The sequence below is a fragment of the Microbacterium sp. 69-7 genome (genome assembly GCF_001897985.1).
Taxonomy (GTDB): Bacteria; Actinomycetota; Actinomycetes; order Actinomycetales; family Microbacteriaceae; genus Microbacterium; species Microbacterium laevaniformans.
Genome location: NZ_MKRU01000101.1, coordinates 1 through 18872 on the forward strand (window position 1 = coordinate 1; position 18872 = coordinate 18872).

The 18872-nt window shown below is 69.9% G+C and carries 17 protein-coding genes; 9 read left to right on the plus strand and 8 right to left on the minus strand.

Annotated elements, in window-relative coordinates:
- The first annotated feature begins 192 nt into the window (after window positions 1-192).
- Both ispG and BGN98_RS12845 read left to right on the plus strand, forming a co-directional pair.
- A complete protein-coding gene (gene ispG, locus BGN98_RS12840) occupies window positions 193-1323 on the plus strand; it encodes a flavodoxin-dependent (E)-4-hydroxy-3-methylbut-2-enyl-diphosphate synthase (protein WP_288121632.1) in 1131 nt (376 codons plus the stop codon).
- Between the two features lie 97 nt (window positions 1324-1420).
- Window positions 1421-1579 carry a hypothetical protein gene (locus BGN98_RS12845; protein WP_197017292.1) on the plus strand — a complete coding sequence of 53 codons (159 nt, stop codon included), beginning with the start codon at window positions 1421-1423 and terminating at the stop codon, window positions 1577-1579.
- A gap of 24 nt (window positions 1580-1603) precedes the next feature.
- Here the strand turns inward: BGN98_RS12845 and BGN98_RS12850 are convergent, their stop codons facing one another.
- The gene (locus BGN98_RS12850) at window positions 1604-2800 is read right to left on the minus strand and encodes a trans-sulfuration enzyme family protein (protein WP_061682818.1); all 1197 of its coding nucleotides are present in this window, start codon (window positions 2798-2800) and stop codon (window positions 1604-1606) included.
- A gap of 114 nt (window positions 2801-2914) precedes the next feature.
- On the opposite strand from BGN98_RS12850, the gene BGN98_RS12855 reads away from it, so the two are divergent.
- A complete protein-coding gene (locus tag BGN98_RS12855; protein WP_036289409.1) occupies window positions 2915-3439 on the plus strand; it encodes an Lrp/AsnC family transcriptional regulator in 525 nt (174 codons plus the stop codon).
- On the opposite strand, the gene BGN98_RS12860 is transcribed toward BGN98_RS12855, so the two are convergent.
- The 3 genes from BGN98_RS12860 to BGN98_RS12870 all read right to left on the minus strand — a co-directional run bounded on the left by BGN98_RS12860 (window position 3396) and on the right by BGN98_RS12870 (window position 6598).
- A complete protein-coding gene (locus tag BGN98_RS12860; protein WP_036289411.1) occupies window positions 3396-4430 on the minus strand; it encodes a 1-aminocyclopropane-1-carboxylate deaminase in 1035 nt (344 codons plus the stop codon). The genes BGN98_RS12855 and BGN98_RS12860 overlap by 44 nt on opposite strands.
- On the minus strand, window positions 4427-5092 hold the full coding sequence (locus tag BGN98_RS12865; protein ID WP_061682817.1) for a GntR family transcriptional regulator: 666 nt from the start codon (window positions 5090-5092) through the stop codon (window positions 4427-4429). The genes BGN98_RS12860 and BGN98_RS12865 overlap by 4 nt, the downstream gene beginning before the upstream one ends.
- Window positions 5093-5155: 63 nt before the next feature.
- Window positions 5156-6598, minus strand: coding sequence for an RNB domain-containing ribonuclease (locus tag BGN98_RS12870; protein ID WP_061682816.1), 1443 nt, complete (start codon window positions 6596-6598; stop codon window positions 5156-5158).
- Between the two features lie 53 nt (window positions 6599-6651).
- Between BGN98_RS12870 and BGN98_RS12875 the strand changes: the two genes are divergently transcribed.
- Entirely contained in the window at window positions 6652-8409 is a 1758-nt protein-coding gene (locus BGN98_RS12875) for a proline--tRNA ligase (RefSeq protein ID WP_204946775.1), read from the plus strand.
- Between the two features lie 93 nt (window positions 8410-8502).
- On the opposite strand, the gene BGN98_RS12880 is transcribed toward BGN98_RS12875, so the two are convergent.
- Entirely contained in the window at window positions 8503-9891 is a 1389-nt protein-coding gene (locus BGN98_RS12880) for an HNH endonuclease signature motif containing protein (RefSeq protein WP_233449470.1), read from the minus strand.
- Between the two features lie 185 nt (window positions 9892-10076).
- Here BGN98_RS12880 and BGN98_RS12885 point away from each other — a divergent pair, with 185 nt between their 5' ends.
- Entirely contained in the window at window positions 10077-11702 is a 1626-nt protein-coding gene (locus BGN98_RS12885) for a cellulase family glycosylhydrolase (RefSeq protein ID WP_288121616.1), read from the plus strand.
- 40 nt (window positions 11703-11742) lie between these two features.
- Complete coding sequence (locus BGN98_RS12890; RefSeq protein WP_036289420.1) at window positions 11743-12798, plus strand: LOG family protein; 1056 nt, start codon at window positions 11743-11745, stop codon at window positions 12796-12798.
- 32 nt (window positions 12799-12830) lie between these two features.
- Here the strand turns inward: BGN98_RS12890 and BGN98_RS12895 are convergent, their stop codons facing one another.
- From BGN98_RS12895 to BGN98_RS12905, 3 genes are all read right to left on the minus strand, one after another.
- Window positions 12831-13118, minus strand: a complete 288-nt coding sequence (locus tag BGN98_RS12895; RefSeq protein WP_061682812.1) for a pyridoxamine 5'-phosphate oxidase family protein — start codon at window positions 13116-13118, stop codon at window positions 12831-12833.
- Between the two features lie 62 nt (window positions 13119-13180).
- Window positions 13181-13972: a DUF1206 domain-containing protein gene (locus BGN98_RS12900; protein WP_288121617.1), complete on the minus strand. Its 792-nt coding sequence runs from the start codon at window positions 13970-13972 to the stop codon at window positions 13181-13183.
- Window positions 13969-14595 carry an acetate uptake transporter family protein gene (locus BGN98_RS12905; RefSeq protein ID WP_288121618.1) on the minus strand — a complete coding sequence of 209 codons (627 nt, stop codon included), beginning with the start codon at window positions 14593-14595 and terminating at the stop codon, window positions 13969-13971. Before BGN98_RS12905 ends, BGN98_RS12900 begins: the two co-directional genes overlap by 4 nt.
- Window positions 14596-14701: 106 nt before the next feature.
- Here BGN98_RS12905 and nusA point away from each other — a divergent pair, with 106 nt between their 5' ends.
- From nusA to infB, 3 genes are all read left to right on the plus strand, one after another.
- A complete protein-coding gene (gene nusA, locus BGN98_RS12910) occupies window positions 14702-15688 on the plus strand; it encodes a transcription termination factor NusA (protein ID WP_005048719.1) in 987 nt (328 codons plus the stop codon).
- Window positions 15689-15757: 69 nt separating this feature from the next.
- Entirely contained in the window at window positions 15758-16009 is a 252-nt protein-coding gene (locus BGN98_RS12915) for a YlxR family protein (RefSeq protein WP_288121619.1), read from the plus strand.
- 92 nt (window positions 16010-16101) lie between these two features.
- Window positions 16102-18849, plus strand: coding sequence for a translation initiation factor IF-2 (gene infB, locus BGN98_RS12920; protein ID WP_197017293.1), 2748 nt, complete (start codon window positions 16102-16104; stop codon window positions 18847-18849).
- The last annotated feature ends 23 nt before the right edge of the window (window positions 18850-18872 follow it).

The following is an 18872-nucleotide window of genomic DNA, read 5'->3' on the forward strand; positions in this document are numbered from 1 at the left end:
CCGGGAACGAAAAGACCGCCTCGAGGGCGGTCTGTGTCGTGGGTCGCGAGCACACCGCCTCAGCGGGTGGGCCACCAGGAGGTGTTCGCGAACATGCGGTCACGATATCAGAACGAGCGATGACGATCACCGCGCAGCCCCCGCGCAGTGTGCGCGGCGTAGTCTGGTGCAGTGCCAGCAGTGAACATCGGGATGCCGCGCGTGCCGGACGTCCTCGCCCCCCGCCGCAAGAGCCGTCAGATCAAGGTCGGGAAGGTGCTCGTCGGTGGCGACGCCCCCGTGAGCGTGCAGTCGATGACCACGACGCCGACGACGAACATCAACGCGACCCTCCAGCAGATCGCCGAGCTGACGGCATCCGGCTGCGAGATCGTGCGCGTGGCCGTGCCCAGCCAGGACGACGCCGATGTGCTGCACATCATCGCGAAGAAGAGTCAGATCCCCGTCATCGCGGACATCCACTTCCAGCCCAAGTACGTCTTCCAGGCGATCGACGCCGGGTGCGGCGCGGTGCGGGTGAACCCGGGCAACATCCGCAAGTTCGACGACCAGGTCGGCGCCATCGCGAAGGCGGCGAAGGATGCCGGTGTGTCGCTGCGCATCGGGGTGAACGCCGGCTCGCTCGACAAGCGGCTGCTCGAGAAGTACGGCAAGGCGACCCCGGAGGCGCTCGTGGAGAGTGCGGTCTGGGAGGCGTCGCTGTTCGAAGAGCATGACTTCCACGACTTCAAGATCTCGGTGAAGCACAACGACCCGGTCGTGATGGTGAAGGCGTACCGCATGCTCGCCGAGCGGGGCGACTGGCCCCTGCACCTCGGTGTGACCGAGGCAGGTCCTGCGTTCCAGGGCACGATCAAGAGCGCCACCGCCTTCGGCATCCTTCTGGGCGAGGGCATCGGTGACACGATCCGCGTCTCGCTGTCGGCGCCGCCGGCGGAAGAGGTCAAGGTCGGCCACCAGATCGTGCAGTCGCTGAACCTCCGCGAGCGCAAGCTCGAGATCGTGTCGTGCCCGTCGTGCGGCCGTGCGCAGGTGGACGTGTACACGCTCGCCAACGACGTCACCGAGGGTCTCAAGGACATGACGGTGCCCCTGCGCGTCGCTGTGATGGGATGCGTCGTCAACGGACCGGGTGAGGCGCGGGAAGCCGATCTGGGCGTCGCCTCGGGCAACGGCAAGGGCCAGATCTTCGTCAAGGGCGAGGTGATCAAGACCGTTCCCGAGGCCGAGATCGTCGCCACTCTGATCGAAGAAGCCAACCGCATCGCCGACGAGATGGGCCCCGACGCCCCGATCGGCACGGCGCAGGTCGTCACCGCCTGAGCCACGTTCTTCGTGGACGGCCTCGTATGCCGTCGGCGGCATGGGCGTGATCAGATCGTTGTCCCGCAGCGTGCGCCGTCCCGCCGCGCGCTGACACGTGACCGCCGGCGACCTCTGGTTCCTCGCCACGGCATCCCCGATGGGCGATGACGTTCTCGCCAGCGACGGGACGAACCTGATCCGCGTGCACGTCAACGCGGGTCAGATCGCACCGGACGTCGCAGAGCGAGCGATCGCTGCTCTCGCCCAGGAGTGAGTATCGCCGATCGCCTCCGGCGCGTCAGTGCACCGTGGTCGCCGTCGACTTCCCGTCGCGGGTGAGCGCCAGAGCCTGCCTGAGGTCGTCGAACAGATCGTCGACGTGTTCGAGACCGATCGACAGGCGCAGGATGTCGGCGTCGGGCCGGGCCTCGGGCGCGACCGGGCGGTGCGTGAGGGCGGCCGGATGCTGGATCAGCGAGTCCACGCCGCCCAGCGAGACGGCATGGGTGAACAGGCGCGTGGATGCCGCGACGCGCGCCGCGGCATCGTAGCCTCCGCGCAGGCGGAGCGACACCATCGCGCCGGTGCCGTGCTGCTGGCGGGCGAGCAGCCCCGTCGGGTCGCCGTGCAGTCCCGGGTAGAACACCTCCGCGATCGCATCGTGCTCGAGCAGGCGCCGGGCGATCTTCGCGGCCGTCTCCTGCTGCGCGCGCATCCGCAGGGGCAGGGTCGGGAGGCCACGATGCAGCAGATACGCGCCGAGAGGGTGAAGGATGCCGCCGGTGATCGCCCGGACGCGGCGAAGAGCAGCGGCGGATTCCGCGCCACAAGCGATGACGCCGCCGACGACGTCGCCGTGGCCGCCGAGGTATTTCGTCGCGCTGTGCAGCGACATCGTCGCGCCGTGGGCGAGCGGTTGCTGGAGGACCGGCGTGGCGAACGTGTTGTCGACGAGGACCGGAACGTCGTTCGCCTGCGCGACGACGGCGGCGATGTCGACGAGTTCGAGTGTCGGGTTCGCCGGCGTCTCCACGATGACCAGTCCGGTCTCCGGGCGCAGTGCTGCGCCGACCTCGTCCGGACCGCAGAAGGTCGCCTGCGTACCCAGCAGGCCGCTAGCCAGCATGTGATCGCTGCCGCCGTAGAGCGGTCGGACCGCCACGACGTGCGGATGCCCGATCGAGACCGTGTGCGAGACGATCGCCGCCGTCAGCGCCGCCATTCCGGAGGCGAACGCCACGGAGGCCTCTGCCGCTTCGAGCGTGGCCAGGGCCTCCTCGAAGCGGGACACCGTCGGGTTCCACAGGCGGGCGTACACGTGGCTGCCCCCGGGGATCGGCGTTCCGCCGGTCGCGAGCGCCTCGTACGAGTCCCCGCCGCGCTCCACGTCGGGCAACGGGTAGGTCGACGACAGATCGAGCGGCGGGGTGTGCACGCCGAGGGAGGCGAAGTCCGCGCGCCCGGCGTGCACGGCGAGCGTGTCGAGATGGTCCATGCCGCGAGTATGGAGGAAAGTGCGGCAGGGGTTCGGTGCGATTGTGAAATCCGCAATCACCTGATCGAATTGTGCCGAACTGAGCAATCCGAGACGACCGTTCAGGAGGCGCACTTGGCTGAACAGCAAAGCACGGCATCCGCCCTCGATGAGCTCGACCTGCGGATTCTCGCGGCCGTGGTCCGCGCGCCCGGCCGGTCCAACAAAGCGCTCGCCGAAGAACTCGGCGTCGCGGAGTCGACCTGCGCATACCGCATTCGCTCCCTCCGCGTTCGCGGGGTGCTGGCCGGCGTCCGCGTCCTCGTCGACCCGGCATCCCTCGGTCTTCCGCTGCAAGCTGTCATCCGCGTGCGTCTCGGTCGACACACTCGCGAGGGGGTCGGGCAGCTGTTCGACGCGATCGTGGCGACGCCCGGCGTGATCGAGGCCTTTCACGTGGCAGGCGAGGACGACTTCCTCGTGCATGTGGCCGTGGAGGATGCCGCGGCGCTGCGCGACATCGTCCTCCAGCACATCACGGTGCACGAGGCGGTACTCACCACCGAAACCCACCTCGTCTTCGAGCGGCGCGAGGGAGTGGGGCCGCTCGCCCGCGTCACCGGGAGGCGCTCGGGTCCCAGAGCGAGTGATACGCGTTGATCGCCGGCTGCCCACCGAGGTGCGCGTACAACACGGTGGACGATGCCGGAATGTCGCGGGAGCCGACGAGGTCGATCAGCCCGGCCAGGGACTTCCCCTCGTAGACGGGGTCCGTGATCATCGCTTCCAGCCGTGCGCCGAGTTCGATGGCCTCCATCGTGGAGTCGACGGGGATGCCGTACAGCTCACCCGCCCACCCCTCCAGAACCTGGATCTCGTCATCGCGCAGATCGCGGCCGAGCTCGATGAGCTGCGCCGTATGCCGAGCGATGCGCGCGACCTGATCGCGAGTCTTCCGGAGGGTCGCGGAAGCGTCGATTCCCAGCACGCGACGTCGGACGCCGGTCGCCTCTTCGAGCGCGGCGAATCCCGCGATCATTCCGGCATGGGTCGATCCGGTGACGGTGCAGACGATGATCGTGTCGAAGAAGACGCCGAGCTGCTTCTCCTGCTCGGCGACTTCGAACGCCCAGTTGGCGAAGCCCAGACCTCCGAGCGGGTGCTCGCTCGCTCCGGCGGGGATGGGGTAGGGCGTACCGCCGCCGGCTTCGACCTCGGCCAGCGCCTGCTTCCAGGAGTCGCGGATGCCGATGTCGAAGCCGGCATCGTCGAGGCGCGAATCCGCGCCCATCATGCGCGAGAGCAGGATGTTGCCGACCTTGTCGTTGGTGGGGTCGTCCCACGGAACCCACTTCTCCTGGACGAGTCGCGCTTTCAGCCCGAGGTGCGCCGCGACGGCCGCGACCTGGCGCGTGTGGTTGGACTGGTAGCCGCCGATCGACACGATCGTGTCGGCACCGGACGCGAGGATGTCGGGGACGATGTACTCGAGCTTGCGCACCTTGTTGCCGCCGAACGCGAGGCCGCTGTTCACATCCTCGCGTTTCGCCCAGATCTGCGCGCCCCCGAGGTGGTCGCTGAGCCGCGCCAGGTGCTGCAACGGGCTCGGCCCGAAGGTGAGCGGGTGGCGAGCGAACTCGTGCAGCTTCATGAGGGATCCTGTTCAGTGGGGGCGGGGGAGATGGTGAGGGACTGCCAGGCGCTCTCGGCGAGGCGTGCGGCGTCGTCGGCGGCGCCGGCCGCGCACAGCGCCACCAGGCGGTCATGCCGCTCAGCGGAGGCGGCCGCTTCGTCGGAGGCGAACCTCAGTCGCTCCACGCGGCGCAGGACCGGCTCATAGCGGGCGATGACGGCCGCGGCTGCCGCATTCGCGCACACCTCGAGGGCGACGCGGTGAAAGCGCGCATCCGCCTCGAGGGCGCCGTCGATGTCGCCGGCGCTCAGTGCGGCACGAAACGCCGCGTTCGCCGCGCGCATCGCATCGAGGTCGCGCGTCGTCATGCGCGGTGTCGCCGTGCGGACGGCAAGGGCATGCAGGGCGCCAACGACGGCCTGCGCGTCGCGGAGGGCGCCGGGGTCGATCGGGGCGACGACGGTGGAGCGCCCGGGTGTCGCCTGCACGAGCCCGGCCTGAGCGAGTTCGAGCAGCGCCTCTCGCACGGGCGTGCGACTGACGCCGAGTCGCTCGGCCAGTTCTGCGTCGCGCAGTTGCTCACCGGGGGCGAGGCTGCCGTCGACGATCGCCTCCTGCAGGCGCGCGTGCACGTCGTCGCGAAGAAGTGCGCGGGGCACGGGGACGGCAGCGAGTGGCACGGTATGCAATATATCTCAGGTTGGACGCGACGCCCGTCGCACATCCGTCTCGGGCGGAGGCCGTCAGACGACGCTGAACCGGACGGTTCCCTCGTCAACGGACGCCGCATCCAGCCGCAGACGTACGAGGGTGCCGGGCGCAGCCGCCACGCGCGCCACGCGCGCCTCGACGGCCGGTTGCATGAGCTGGATGCGTGCCTCGTCCCCGCGTCTGCTGAGCACGAGTGCGTCGAACTCGTCCCCGACGTGTCCGGCCAGCAGCGCCGCCTCGACGCGATCGATCGCCCCGGAGCTGAGCTGGGCGGCGATCGACGAACTGCGCGCCATGATCGCGGGGAGGATGGGAAGTGATGCGCGCGCCCACCCGGGAACCTCTTCACCGTTCACGAGAGCATGGCAGATCACCAGCGACCATCTGTCGACCACGCGTCGCAGGGGAGCAGTCGTGTGAGCGTACGGGGCGCCGATCGCAGCCTGCGATCGCTGTTCAGGCAGCTCGCCGTCGAAGGTCGCGTAGCCCGCTCCGCGGAACAGGCCCGCCGCGTATTCGCGAACAGCGAGAGCGGCGGGCGAACGGTCGAGGCTGCGCAGATAGTCGCCGTAGGCGACGTCGGTGGTCCACGGCAGTCCCAAAGCCACCGTCTGTGACCGGAACTCCTCCACGTCGGTCGACGCGGCCGGAGGCATGGTCCGCAGGATGCCGACGCGACCGTCGATCATGATCTGCGCCGCCGCCATGCCGGTGAGCAACGAGACATCGGCGTTCCAATCCTCCAACGCCACACCGTCGGCGCGCTCGAGACCGTAGGCGTCGTCCTCCGCCGCCGTGACGATACGCGTCTCCGGCAGGTTCAGGCTCGCGCCCCCGCGCTCGCGCTCCCGTTCGGCCCGGGCGGCGCCGAACCATGGCAGCGCGGCGAGGGTGGCGGGGGCAGTGCCGGCGTCGATCGCCGCCTGCGCCTCGGAGTAGGACCATTGGCGCCGCGACCGCACGATCGCGCGGGTGATGGTCGTCTCCGTCGGGCGGGCGCCCTCGTCCAGCACGAACCGCCACACGTACGCGCGTCGGTCCACGCCCGGCAGCAGGGACGCGTGGTCCTCGCTGATCACCGCCGGGTGCAGGGGGATCCGTCCGTCCGGCGCGTACAGCGTCTGCCCGCGACGGCGGGTCTCGGCATCCAGCGCGCCGTCGGGTGCCACGAATGCCGGAACGTCCGCGATCGCGTAGTGCAGGACGGCGCCCGTCGAGGTGCGCTCCAGGTGCAGCGCCTGGTCGAGGTCGGTCGATCCGGCCGGGTCGACCGTGAGGAAGGCGACATCGCGGAGATCGGCGAGGCCGGTCGCGGTCGGATCCGTCGAGACGCGTGCCGCGGCGGCCATCGCCTCGGCAAGTGCGTCACGGGGGTATCCGTCCGGCAGAGCGAGCTGATGTCGCAGCGCAGACAGCGACGCGGCCAGTTCACCGCGCAGAGATCGAGCGACGAAGCGGGAGCGGCGGTGCGGCACCCGGCCAGTGTAGGGCGGTCGGGTGAGGTGGCTGCGGACTAGGCTTGACGCTCGTGGTCACCCGTCTGTCGAACTTCTTCCTCCGCACGCTTCGCGAAGACCCTTCGGATGCCGAGGTCACGAGCCATCGCCTGCTCGTGCGCGCCGGCTACATCCGCCGCCAGGCACCGGGAATCTTCGCGTGGCTGCCGCTGGGGCTGCGGGTCAAGTCGCGGATCGAGAACATCATCCGCGAGGAGATGGCGGCCGCCGGCGCACAGGAAGTGCACTTCCCGGCACTGATGCCGCGCGACCCCTATGAGGCGACCGGACGCTGGGAGGAGTACGGCGACGGCATCTTCCGTCTGAAGGACCGCAAGGGCGCCGATTACCTGCTCGCCCCGACGCACGAAGAGGCGTTCACGCTGCTGGTCAAGGACCTGTACGGCTCGTACAAGGATCTGCCCCTAACGATCTACCAGATTCAGGACAAGTACCGCGACGAGGCACGTCCGCGCGCGGGACTCCTGCGCGGCCGCGAGTTCACGATGAAGGACGCGTACTCCTTCGACTACACCGACGCCGGGCTCGACACCAGCTACATGGCGCAGCGCGACGCCTACGAGCGCATCTTCCAGCGGCTGGGGCTGGAGTACGTCATCGTCCAGGCGGATGCCGGGGCGATGGGCGGCTCGCGCAGCGAGGAGTTCCTGCACCCGACGGCGATCGGCGAGGACACGTTCGTGCGTTCGGCCGGCGGCTACGCGGCCAACGTGGAGGCGTTCGAGACCCTGGCGCCCGAGCCCATCGCGTTCGACGGGTTCGGCGAGCCGGTGATCTTCGACTCCCCGAACACGCCCACGATCGAGACGCTCGTGGCGCACACCAACGCCGTGCTCGACGGCGAGTACACCGCCGCCGACACCCTCAAGAACGTCGTCCTCGCGCTCACACACCTCGACGGCAGCCGCGAGCTCGTCGTCGTCGGTCTCCCCGGCGATCGCGACGTCGACGAGAAGCGCGTCGAGGTGGCGTTCGCGCCCGCCGAGGTCGAGCCCGCCACGCCCGAGGACTTCGAGAAGCACCCGCTGCTGGTCAAGGGGTACATCGGGCCGTGGTCTCCCCAGGGCGCGATCCTGGGCGAGGAGTCAGCCACCGGCATCCGCTACGTCCTCGACCCCCGCGTCGTGGACGGCACGCGCTGGATCACCGGTGCGAACATCGATCAGAAGCACGTGCACTCGCTCGTCGCCGGACGCGACTTCGCCGCCGACGGCTACGTCGAGGTCGCAACGGTGCGGCCGGGCGATCCGGCGCCCGATGGTTCGGGACCTGTCGAGCTTGCGCGCGGCATGGAGATCGGTCACGTCTTCCAGCTGGGGCGCAAGTACGCCGAGGCGCTGGGGCTGAAGGTGCTCGACGAGAACGGCAAGCTCGTCACCGTCACGATGGGCTCCTACGGCATCGGCGTCACGCGGATCCTCGCGATCATCGCCGAGCTGAACAACGACGACAAGGGCCTCATCTGGCCCGCAGCCGTCGCGCCGTTCGACGTGCAGGTCGTGGCGACGGGGCGGGATGCCGCGGCCTTCGAACTCGCCGAGAAGCTGTCGGCGGATCTCGATGCGGTCGGTCTCGACGTGCTCTACGACGATCGACCGAAGGTCTCGCCCGGCGTCAAGTTCGGCGACGCCGAGCTCGTGGGAGTGCCGCAGATCGTGATCGCCGGCCGGGGCGCCGCCGAGGGTGAGGTGGAGCTCTGGGATCGTCGCTCCGGCGAACGCACGCTCGTCTCGGCCGCCGAGGCCGTCACCCGCCTCGCCGCGCGCTGACCGTCGCTCGCACCGCTCGCACCGCTCTTCGAGGGGCCCGCGCGAGCCGCCCGCGTGGCGCACGTGCGCACACGTGCGTGTGGCGTGTGCGGGTCAGAACGGTGCCGCGCGGTCGTCCGACGGCGCTGCGCGCTCTGAGGGTTCCGCCGCTCGGAACACCGGCATGCGTCGTTCGGGCTCCACGAGATAGCGCCGGCCGTACGGCGACGTCCACTCCACGACACCGCCGCTGTCGGGGAGCTGCACCACCGTCCAGCCGCCGTGATGCTTCACCGTGTGGTGCCCGGCGCACAGGGGTGCGAGATTGTCGGCGGAGGTGTTCCCGCCGTCGAACCAGGCCACGGTGTGGTCGATGTCGCATCGCGAGGCGGGCATGACGCAGCCCGGAGCCATGCACCGTTCCGCCCGCCACCTGACGAGCCGACGCAACTCAGGCGGCGGGTCGTAGCGGTGGCGCCCGACCGACAGCACCGCGCCCGTCTCGGGGTGGGTCAGAACGCGCAGCCAGCTCGTGGCGCCGCCGCTGAGTCGTCGTGCCTGGTCGATCGGAACGGGACCCACACCTTCGACGGTGGCCGGCTCGGACGCCGCGCGGGAATCGTCGAGCAGCGACAGCACCGGCACTGTCACGACGACTGTCGGACGGATGCCCGCCACAGCCGGAGCGTGGCCGTCGCAGCGACCGTCGATGAGCAGATCGCCCAGAATGTCCGCGCGTACCTGGTCGAGCGTTCGCTCGTCGGGCGGAACCTCGTCTGCGGGCGCGGCGCCGGGGGTCGCCAGCGCGGCATCCGCCCCGCCACGACCGGTTCGATGGCCCGCGATGGCCTTTCCCATGCGGGTGAGGCGGTCGAAGATGGCGTGGGCCTCGACGCTCGGCAGATACGCGGTCAGGAGGGACATGCCGTCGCCCGCGGGGGCGACGGACACCCGCCGCTCGTCGACGGCGCGCGCATGCTTGTCGGCAAGGGCCTCTGCGGTCGCCGCGGTGGCCAGATCGCGCAGCCGGCGGCGGAAGGTTCCCGCGGGGAGGCGTTCGGCCAGCGACACCGCGTCATCGATCAGCCGCGACCCGATCGCGGGATCGACGCTGTCGAGCACGTCCACGAGGAAACGTGCGTGCTGGTCGGTGATGCGTGCCCCGTGAAGTGCATCCCATGCCGCCGGGTAGCGCTCGACCAACGCCGTCGCGCGGGCCATCAGATCGCCGGCCGCGTACTCGGTGATCCGAAGCGCCGCCGCCAGCTCGAGTCGCAGCGACCGGTCGATCATGTCGTCGGTGCACGCGTGCGGTGCCGCGGCGGCCATCGCATCGCTTCGCGCGGCGGCGACGCAGGCGTACTGCTCCGCCGTGTGGACGGCGACCACCGCGGCGATATCGGTGACCTGCGCGACGGGATCGCGCGGCGGCAGTGACGACTCGATCGCCACGATGTCCGCCCAGAAGCCGGGGTCCGGCTCGAGGTCGGTGTCGATGTTCATGATCCGAGTATAGAACATATGTTCTAATATGGGAAGCGTGTTGGGCCATGGTCGAGCAAGCGTTTGGGGACCAGCGGCGACGCGGCGAGCGCCGGGTCGCTACTCTGGGGGCGGCGAGATCGTCGACGATGCCACCTGTCGCGAGACGCCGACCACCCCCGCAGTTGGCATCGAAAGGAATGCGCATGCGCGATCGTCGTCGTCCCCTCGGCATCCGCCGCCTCATGAGCATCGCGGCGCTCGCCGTCAGCGCGGTGCTGGCCGTCGGCGCCGTGGCCCCGCTGTCGGCGCACGCCGCTGCGGACGGGTGGTGGCACACCTCGGGCTCGCGCATCGTCGCCGCGGACGGAAGCACCGTCACCATCAAAGCGGCGAACTGGTTCGGGCTGGAGACTCCCAACTGCGCGCCGCACGGGCTGTGGTCGATCACCCTCGACGAGGGCCTCGCGCAGATCGCGGCCATGGGGTTCAACACGGTGCGACTGCCGTACTCGAACCAGTGCCTCGCGGCATCCACGACATCGTCCATCGACGCCTCGCGTAATCCCGACCTGGTCGCGCTGACGCCGTTGCAGCTGATGGATGCGGTCATCGCCAAGGCGCGCGCCCACGGGCTGCGCGTCATCCTCGACCGTCACCGCATCGAGTCGTCGGGCCAGTCCGAGCTCTGGTACACCTCGACCTACAGCGAGAAGCGCTGGATCGACGACTGGGTCATGCTCGCGAACCGCTACCGCGATGACCCGACGGTGGTCGGCGCCGACCTCCACAACGAGCCGCACGGTTCCGCCTGCTGGGGGTGCGGCGATACCTCCCGCGACTGGTGGGCGGCGGCGACGCGCGCCGGCAATGCCGTGCTCGCCGCCAACCCCCGACTGCTGATCATCGTCGAAGGCGTGGAGCGCCAGAACGATGCCAGCACGACCTGGTGGGGAGGCGGCCTGAAGGATGCCGGCGCCAAGCCCGTGGTGTTCGCGACATCGAACCGGGTCGTCTATTCGCCGCACGAGTATCCCGCCTCGGTGTACGGGCAGTCGTGGTTCTCGGCGCCGAACTACCCCGCCAACCTGCCGTCGGTCTGGGACGCGAACTGGGGATATCTGGCCCGCACCGGCTCCGCGCCGATCTTCGTCGGGGAGTTCGGCACGAAGCTCGAGACGACGAGTGACGCCCAATGGTTGAGGGCTCTGGTGTCCTACCTGGGGACGAACGGCCTGAGCTTCGGCTACTGGTCGTTCAACCCGAACAGCGGCGATACCGGCGGGCTCGTCGCGGACGACTGGAAGACGCCGCAGACAGCAAAGCTCGCCGCGCTCGCGCCGGTGCTCGCCGGCGGGTCCGCCACCCCGATGCCATCGCCGACCGCGTCCGCCACCCGGACACCGTCGCCCACGCCTACGCCGTCGCCCACGCCCAGGACGTCGCCCACGCCCACGCCTACGCCGTCGCCCACGCCCACGTCGTCGCCCACGCCCACGTCCCTCCCGTCCCCGGGCTCCGCACCGGTTTCCGCCACCTGGATGCTGCAGAGCGCGTGGCAGGACGGCTATGTGGCGGAGTTCTCCGTCAGCGCTTCTCGCGCGGTCGCCGGCTGGACGATCTCCTGGTCCAGCCCGGGAGCGACGCAGGTGGTCAACGCCTGGGGCATGTCGTGTACGGTCGCCTCCGGCTCCATCGCCTGTACCGGAAAGGACTGGGCCGGCGCGCTCGCCGCCGGTCAGAGCGTGCGCGTCGGCCTGCAGGTCGCCGCGGCTTCCGCGCCGGTGAGTCCGCGCCTGACGGTGGCGGGGAAAGAGACCCGCGTTCGGTGATCGTTCACCCGATGACCGTCGAGGATGCGAGGGTGGGGACATGGCAGAACGCTCCACGCTCCCTCCCGCGGTGACCGACGGCATCCGACGCCTGCTGGACGAGGCCGGCGTCGTCGAGGATGCAGATCTCATCGCACGCATCCTCGCGACGGGCGTCGGCATGGGTCTCGACCGCGCCGATCGCCTCGACCTCAAGATCACATCGGCTGCTCTCACAGAGATGCGCGCCGCGTTTCAACTGTTCGCGCCGTTTCGAGGTGTCCCGAAGGTGACGGTGTTCGGCTCGGCGCGCACGGCCCCGGACTCGCCGTTGTACCGGCTCACGGTGGAACTGACTGCAGCCCTCGCCGCTCGCGGCTGGATGACCGTGACCGGAGCAGGCCCGGGAATCATGCAAGCCGCCGCCGAGGGCGCCGGGCCCACACACTCTCTCGGCGTCTCGATCCGCCTGCCGTTCGAGGAGAAACCGAACGCGATCATCGCCGCGCACGAGCGCAACGTCGCGATGAAGTACTTCTTCACCCGCAAGCTCATGCTCGTGAAGGAATCCAGTGGCTTCGTCTGCTTGCCGGGAGGCTTCGGCACGCTCGACGAGATGTTCGAGCTGCTGACGCTGCAGCAGACGGGAAAAGCCGTTCCCACGCCGATCGTGCTGCTCGATCGCCCGGGAGGCGCCTTCTGGGCGGGGCTGCGCCGCTTCGCCGATGAACAGCTCATTCCCGACGGCGTGATCTCCGCCGACGATCTCGATCGCGTCGTGATGACGGACTCGGTCGATGCCGCCGTCGAGGAGATCACGGGCTTCTATCGCAATTACGTCTCGTTGCGATGGGTCGGGCGACGCCTCGTGCTGCGGCTGCGCTCCGAACCGACGGATGCCGAGGTGTCGGCACTCAACGACAGGTTCGCGGATCTGCTCGCCGACGGTGCGATCGAGCGCCGCGGCCCGCTGAAAGCAGAGCGCGAGGACGAGGACGACCTCGCGGCACCGCGCCTCGTCATGACGTTCGCACAGCGCCGCGTCGGTGATCTGCATCACCTGATCCGCGCCGTCAACGCCCTGCCGAGCGCGCCTGCCGAAGCGCGTCCCGCCTGATCAGGCCGACGGGAGCCGGCCCGATGCGGTCCTCAGCACATCAGCTTGCCGTGGTTCATCGTGTCGTCGGGGGCGTCGCGAGTGACCAGAGCCTTGAGCATGCCGGCCGCCATGACGAGCCTGCCGTGGGCGGGTTCCCAGAACTCCGTCTCGACCGGTGTGACTTTCAGCAGTGCGATGTCGGGCGTGTCGAGTCGCGTGCTCATCGGCCGGCTGGCGAGGCGTCCCGCGGCATCCACGGTGGTGAGCATGGTGATGTCGATGTCCTCGACGAGTGCCTTCACGCGGTCGCGGGCCTCGGTTCCAGTGATTTCGCTCATGCCCCGAGCCTGCCCGCCCGCCCACGGCCGCCCCAGGGCCTTGACAGCCGGTCCCGCAGGCCTCAGAGCCGCGCGTAGCGCGCCCGAAAGCCGCAGAAGACGCCGTAGGCCACCAGCCCGATCCCGAGGGTCACGGCGATGGCGCGCCCGGCCGGCAGTGTGAGCAGTCCGTCGACGGCGCTGTCCAGGCCGCCCGCACGTGCGGCATCCGCATGGGCGGCGGCCACGAGCAGCAGGACGCCGAGGATGCCGAGCGCGGCCCCCTTGGCGATGAAGCCCGCGACCCCCAGCGAGCGGACCAGCGTGCCGAGCGCGGATCGCGGGATGGACATGCGCTTTTCGAACGAGCGACGCACGCCCATCACGACGAAGACCACACCGGCCACCGCGATGCCCACTCCGACGGCGGCCAGGACGAATGGCCCACCCGTCATCGCGAGGATGCCGCGACTGGCCGCCCGCGCGCTCCCATCGGCATCGAGCGCCGCGCCCAGGGCGATCGAGGCGGCGAGCGTGCCGACGGCGGCGAAGACGATGCCCTGGCTCCACTCCGAGGCCCGCCGCCCCCAGCGCCCGTCGCCGCGAGCCGTGATGCCCGCGGCCAGATGCCACAGCGCCAGGCCCCAGAGGCCGATCGCGATCGCCCACACCAGAACGGCGCCCCACGGTACCGCGGCGACCGTCCGGAGCGCGCCGACCTGATCGGCCTCGCCCCGACCGCCGGCCGCGATGGCGACGACCAGGGTGCCGATCAACGCATGGACGAGGCCGTTGGCGGCGAAGCCGGCCCGCGCGAGTGCCTGCACCAGCGGGTGGCGCCGCGTCGCGGCGGCCGCGGGGTGAGCCTCTGTCACGGGCGTCCGGCGGGCGCGTCGCCGCGGCGGATCCACGGGGGCCCGAGGGGCACCACGTGGCGACCCGTCGTGCGCCACGCGAACTTGTCCACGAGCATGTAGAACGCCAGCGCCGACGCGCCGATCAGCAGCCATGCGCCGACGGTACCCAGCGTCGCCGCACCGGCGAAGGCGGCGACGGCTTCGAGGGCCAGCCCCGCCGCCACGAGCAGCAGGGTCAGCGGTAGCGCCGAGTTGTGGGTGGCGCCGGCGAACATGAATCCGAGCGCGAGCACCGCGAACATCATCGAGAACAACGGGCGCGCCGGGCCCGACACCTCGAAGAAGCCGAGCTCTCCGCCGAGGAGGAATCCGGGCATGCAGATCCAGTACCACCCGAAGGCGTTGTAGACGACGAAGTGGAAGTCGTCGCCGACGAAGTAGGAGAGCATCCCCGCGATCACCTGGACGAGGCCCCCGAACACCGCGCCCACCCAGAACACCGCGCTCTCGTTCTGCACACCCAGATGCGCCAGCTGAGCGGTGAGGGTCGCGATCACGAACCCGAGCAGGCCGATCAAACCGGGATCCGCGCGCCGCGGCTCTGCAATCACGTGTGCGGGTGGGGGGACTGCGGCATCCATTCCGTCAGTATGCACGGCCGCGGAGTCCGCCAGCGGAGGCCATCGGGTAAAATCGGCCGGGTGACCGAGGGTGACCTCGCGTCGAGAGCTGAATAGGGAGGCACCTGTGGACATCGATCTGGGACTGCTACGGACGGTCGAGCGCGAGAAGGAGATCCCGTTCGACGAACTGGTCGGGATCATCGAGCAGGCGATTCTCACCGCCTACGCCAAGCACACCTCTCCCGACGGGGAGCTTCCCGAGGGCGCACGTGCGCTCCTGGACCGCAAGACCGGTCACGTCGCCGTCTACATTCCCCTGCGCGACGAGGACGGCGCGATCATCGGCGAGGAGGAGTCGACGCCCGAGGACTTCGGCCGCATCGCCGCCTACGCCGCCAAGCAGGTGATCGGCCAGCGTCTGCGTGACATCGCCGATGACGCCATCCTGGGCGAGTTCCGGGGCAAGGAGGGCGACATCGTCGCCGGTGTGATCCAGCAGGGGCCCAACCCCCGCATGGTCCACGTCGACCTCGGCACCGTCGAGGCCATCCTTCCGCCCGAGGAGCAGGTCGCCGGTGAGCAGTACGCCCATGGCTCACGTCTGCGCGTCTACGTGACGTCGGTGTCGAAGGGCACCAAGGGTCCGCAGATCACCGTCTCGCGCACCCACCCCGGCCTTGTCCGCAAGCTCTTCGCCCTCGAGGTGCCGGAGATCGCGTCGGGGCTCGTGGAGATCACCTCTCTCGCACGTGAGGCCGGCCATCGCACCAAGATCGCGGTCACGGCCAAGGATCCGGCGATCAACGCCAAGGGCGCCTGCATCGGCGAGCTCGGACGACGCGTGCGCGCCGTCACCGAAGAGCTGGGCGGCGAGAAGATCGACATCGTCGACTACGACCCGGAGCTCGCGAAGTTCGTCGCCAACGCCCTGTCGCCCGCCAAGGTCACGTCCAGCTTCGTGCTGGACGCCGGCACCAAGGCGGTGCGCGCGCTCGTTCCCGATTATCAGCTGTCGCTCGCCATCGGCAAGGAGGGTCAGAACGCCCGCCTGGCCGCGAAGCTCACCGGCGCCAAGATCGACATCCAGCCCGACTCGATCCTCGAGTCGTGACCGAGAGATCCGGCCCGGCTGCTCGCTCTCGCCCCGCATCGCAATCTCCGCGTGGCGAGTGGGGGTAAGATGGATCCTGTTCGAACGTGCGTGGGATGCCGCGCGCGCGTCTCCCGGTCCAGCCTCCTGAGGGTGGTGGACAGGGGCGGTGTCCTCGTCGCCGACGAGAAAGCCGTCCTCCCCGGGCGAGGTGCGTGGGTGCATGACACGGATGCGTGTGTGGATGCCGCGATCCGGCGCCGCGCCTTCGGACGAGCACTGCGTGTGTCGGGACCACTCGACACGCAGACCTTTCAACACACCCACCAGCGAAACGGCTGAACGGCTATGGACACAAAGTGAACGGCTCGAAATGAGACCCGTCCGCAAGTAACGGTCTGCCCTGTCCGGGGGAGACCTCAGACAGGAGAATTGTGGCAAACCCACGCGTGCACGAGATCGCTTCGGAGATCGGCGTCGACAGTAAAGTCGCCCTCGCGAAGCTGAAGGAGCTCGGCGAATACGTCAAGAGCCCCTCATCGACCATTGCGCCCCCGGTGGCGCGCAAGCTCCGCGCGGCCCTCGAGGCCGAGGGTGCAGCGAAGAAGCCGGCGGACTCCGCTGCCGCCCCGGCGGCGGGCGCGGCTCCCAAGGCCCCCACGCCGGGCGCTCGCCCGGCGGCGCGTCCCGGACCGGCGAAGCCCGCCGCACCGGCCACGCCCGCCGCGGCCGCCACGCCGGCTCCCGCGACGCCGGCGGCTCCCGCCGCTCCGGCTGCTCCCGCCGCCGCTGAGGCGGCACCCGCCGCACCGGCGACCCCTGGTGCCAGCACCCCGCAGGCACCGCGTCCGGGCGGTGCACCGCGACCGGGCAACAACCCCTTCTCGTCCGCGCAGGGCATGGGGCAGCGCCCCGCCGGCCCGCGTCCCGGCAACAACCCCTTCGCGTCCGCGCAGGGCATGGGCCAGCGCCCGACGCCGGGCAACATCCCGCGTCCTCAGGCCCCTCGCCCCGGCGCGCCGCGTCCGGGTGCCCCGCGTCCCGGTGGCGCCGGTCGGCCCGGCGGCGGTGGCCGTCCGGGTGCACCGTTCCAGCAGCGTCCCGGTGGTCCGGGTCGTCCCGGTGGTGCCGGTGGATTCCAGCGCCCCGGCGGCACGGGCGGACCGGGAGCTCCCGGCGGTTTCGCGGGTCGTCCGGCCGGTGGCGGCGGTCGTGGCCGTGGTCCCGGCGGCGGCACCGCTGGTGCCTTCGGTAAGGGTGGCGGCAAGAGCAAGCAGCGTAAGTCGCGTCGTGCGAAGCGGCAGGAATTCGAGATGCGGTCGGCGCCCGTCGTCGGCGGCGTCAACGTCCAGAAGGGCAACGGCGAGATCATTCGCCTGCGCCGCGGTGCATCCATCGCCGACTTCGCGGACAAGCTCGAGGCCCTGCGCGGTTACACCGTGCAGCCCGGCACGCTCGTGACGATCCTCTTCAACCTGGGCGAGATGGCCACGGCGACGGAGTCGCTCGATGAGGCCACCTTCGAGGTGCTCGGTGCCGAGCTCGGTTACAAGATCCAGATGGTCTCGCCCGAGGACGAGGACAAGGAGCTCCTGGAGGGCTTCGGTCTCGACCTGGAGGCCGAACTGGCGGCGGAGAGCGAGGACGACCTCGAGATCCGTCCTCCGGTGGTGACCGTCATGGGCCACGTCGACCACGGTAAGACGCGACTGCTCGACGCGATCCGCCAGACCAACGTGGTCGCGGGCGAAGCCGGTGGCATCACCCAGCACATCGGTGCCTACCAGGTGTGGACCGAGCACGAAGGCATCGAGCGCGCCATCACCTTCATCGACACCCCCGGACACGAGGCGTTCACCGCCATGCGTGCCCGTGGTGCGCAGGTCACCGACATCGCGATCCTCGTGGTCGCCGCCGACGACGGCATCATGCCGCAGACGGTGGAAGCCCTCAACCACGCGCAGGCCGCAGGCGTGCCGATCGTGGTCGCGGTGAACAAGGTCGACAAGCCCGACGCGAACCCCGCGAAGGTGCGCCAGCAGCTCACCGAGTACGGGCTGGTCGCCGAGGAGTACGGCGGGGACGTCATGTTCGTCGACGTGTCGGCGCGTCAGGGCACGAACATCCAGGCGCTTCTGGATGCCGTCCTGCTGACGGCCGACGCCGGGCTCGACCTCACGGCGAACCCGAACAAGGCCGCCCGCGGTGTCGCGATCGAAGCGAAGCTCGACAAGGGCCGCGGTTCGGTGGCGACGGTGCTCATCCAGTCCGGAACGCTCCGCGTCGGCGATGCGATCGTGGCGGGAACGGCCTACGGCCGCGTCCGCGCCATGATCGACGAGAACGGCGACGCGGTCGACGAGGCCTACCCCTCGCGTCCCGTCCAGGTGCAGGGTCTGAACTCGGTGCCCCGCGCCGGCGACGTCTTCATCGTCACCGAGGAAGACCGCCTGGCTCGCCAGATCGCCGAGAAGCGCGAGGCCGCCGAGCGCAACGCCCAGCTGGCCAAGGCCCGCAAGCGCATCTCGCTCGAGGACTTCACCCGTGCTCTCGAAGAGGGCAAGGTCGAGTCGCTCAACCTCATCATCAAGGGCGACGTCTCCGGTGCCGTCGAGGCGCTGGAAGAGTCGCTGCTGAAGATCGAGGTCGACGACAGCGTCCAGCTGCGCATCATCCACCGCGGCGTCGGCGCGATCACCGAGTCGGACATCAACCTCGCCACGATCGACAACGCGATCGTGATCGGCTTCAACGTCCGTCCCGACACCAAGGCCCGCGAGCGTGCCGCCCGCGAGGGCGTGGACGTGCGCTTCTACTCGGTCATCTACAACGCGATCGACGACGTCGAGCAGTCGCTCAAGGGCCTGCTCAAGCCGGAGTTCGAAGAGGTGCAGTCGGGTGTCGCCGAGATCCGCGAGGTGTTCCGCTCCTCGAAGTTCGGCAACATCGCCGGTGTCATCGTGCGCTCGGGAACGATCACGCGCAATGCCAAGGCTCGCGTCATCCGCGACGGCGTCGTGCTGGCCGACGGCCTGGCCATCGAGTCGCTGCGCCGCTTCAAGGACGACGTCACCGAGGTCCGTACCGACTTCGAGGCCGGTATCGGACTGGGCAAGTACAACGACATCCAGGTCGGCGACGAGATCGAGACGACCGAGATGGTGGAGAAGCCGCGCGGCTGATCCTTCCTGTTCGGCTGCGGCTG

Bases quoted from the DNA above. Each gene is read 5' to 3' on its own strand.
- ispG (WP_288121632.1), top strand. From the start codon at position 193: ATGCCGCGCGTGCCGGACGTCCTCGCCCCCCGCCGCAAGAGCCGTCAG.
- BGN98_RS12850 (WP_061682818.1), bottom strand. From the start codon at position 2,800: ATGGACCATCTCGACACGCTCGCCGTGCACGCCGGGCGCGCGGACTTC.
- BGN98_RS12860 (WP_036289411.1), bottom strand. From the start codon at position 4,430: ATGAAGCTGCACGAGTTCGCTCGCCACCCGCTCACCTTCGGGCCGAGC.
- BGN98_RS12880 (WP_233449470.1), bottom strand. From the start codon at position 9,891: ATGAACATCGACACCGACCTCGAGCCGGACCCCGGCTTCTGGGCGGAC.
- BGN98_RS12885 (WP_288121616.1), top strand. From the start codon at position 10,077: ATGCGCGATCGTCGTCGTCCCCTCGGCATCCGCCGCCTCATGAGCATC.
- BGN98_RS12890 (WP_036289420.1), top strand. From the start codon at position 11,743: ATGGCAGAACGCTCCACGCTCCCTCCCGCGGTGACCGACGGCATCCGA.
- BGN98_RS12895 (WP_061682812.1), bottom strand. From the start codon at position 13,118: ATGAGCGAAATCACTGGAACCGAGGCCCGCGACCGCGTGAAGGCACTC.
- BGN98_RS12905 (WP_288121618.1), bottom strand. From the start codon at position 14,595: ATGGATGCCGCAGTCCCCCCACCCGCACACGTGATTGCAGAGCCGCGG.
- BGN98_RS12915 (WP_288121619.1), top strand. From the start codon at position 15,758: ATGGATCCTGTTCGAACGTGCGTGGGATGCCGCGCGCGCGTCTCCCGG.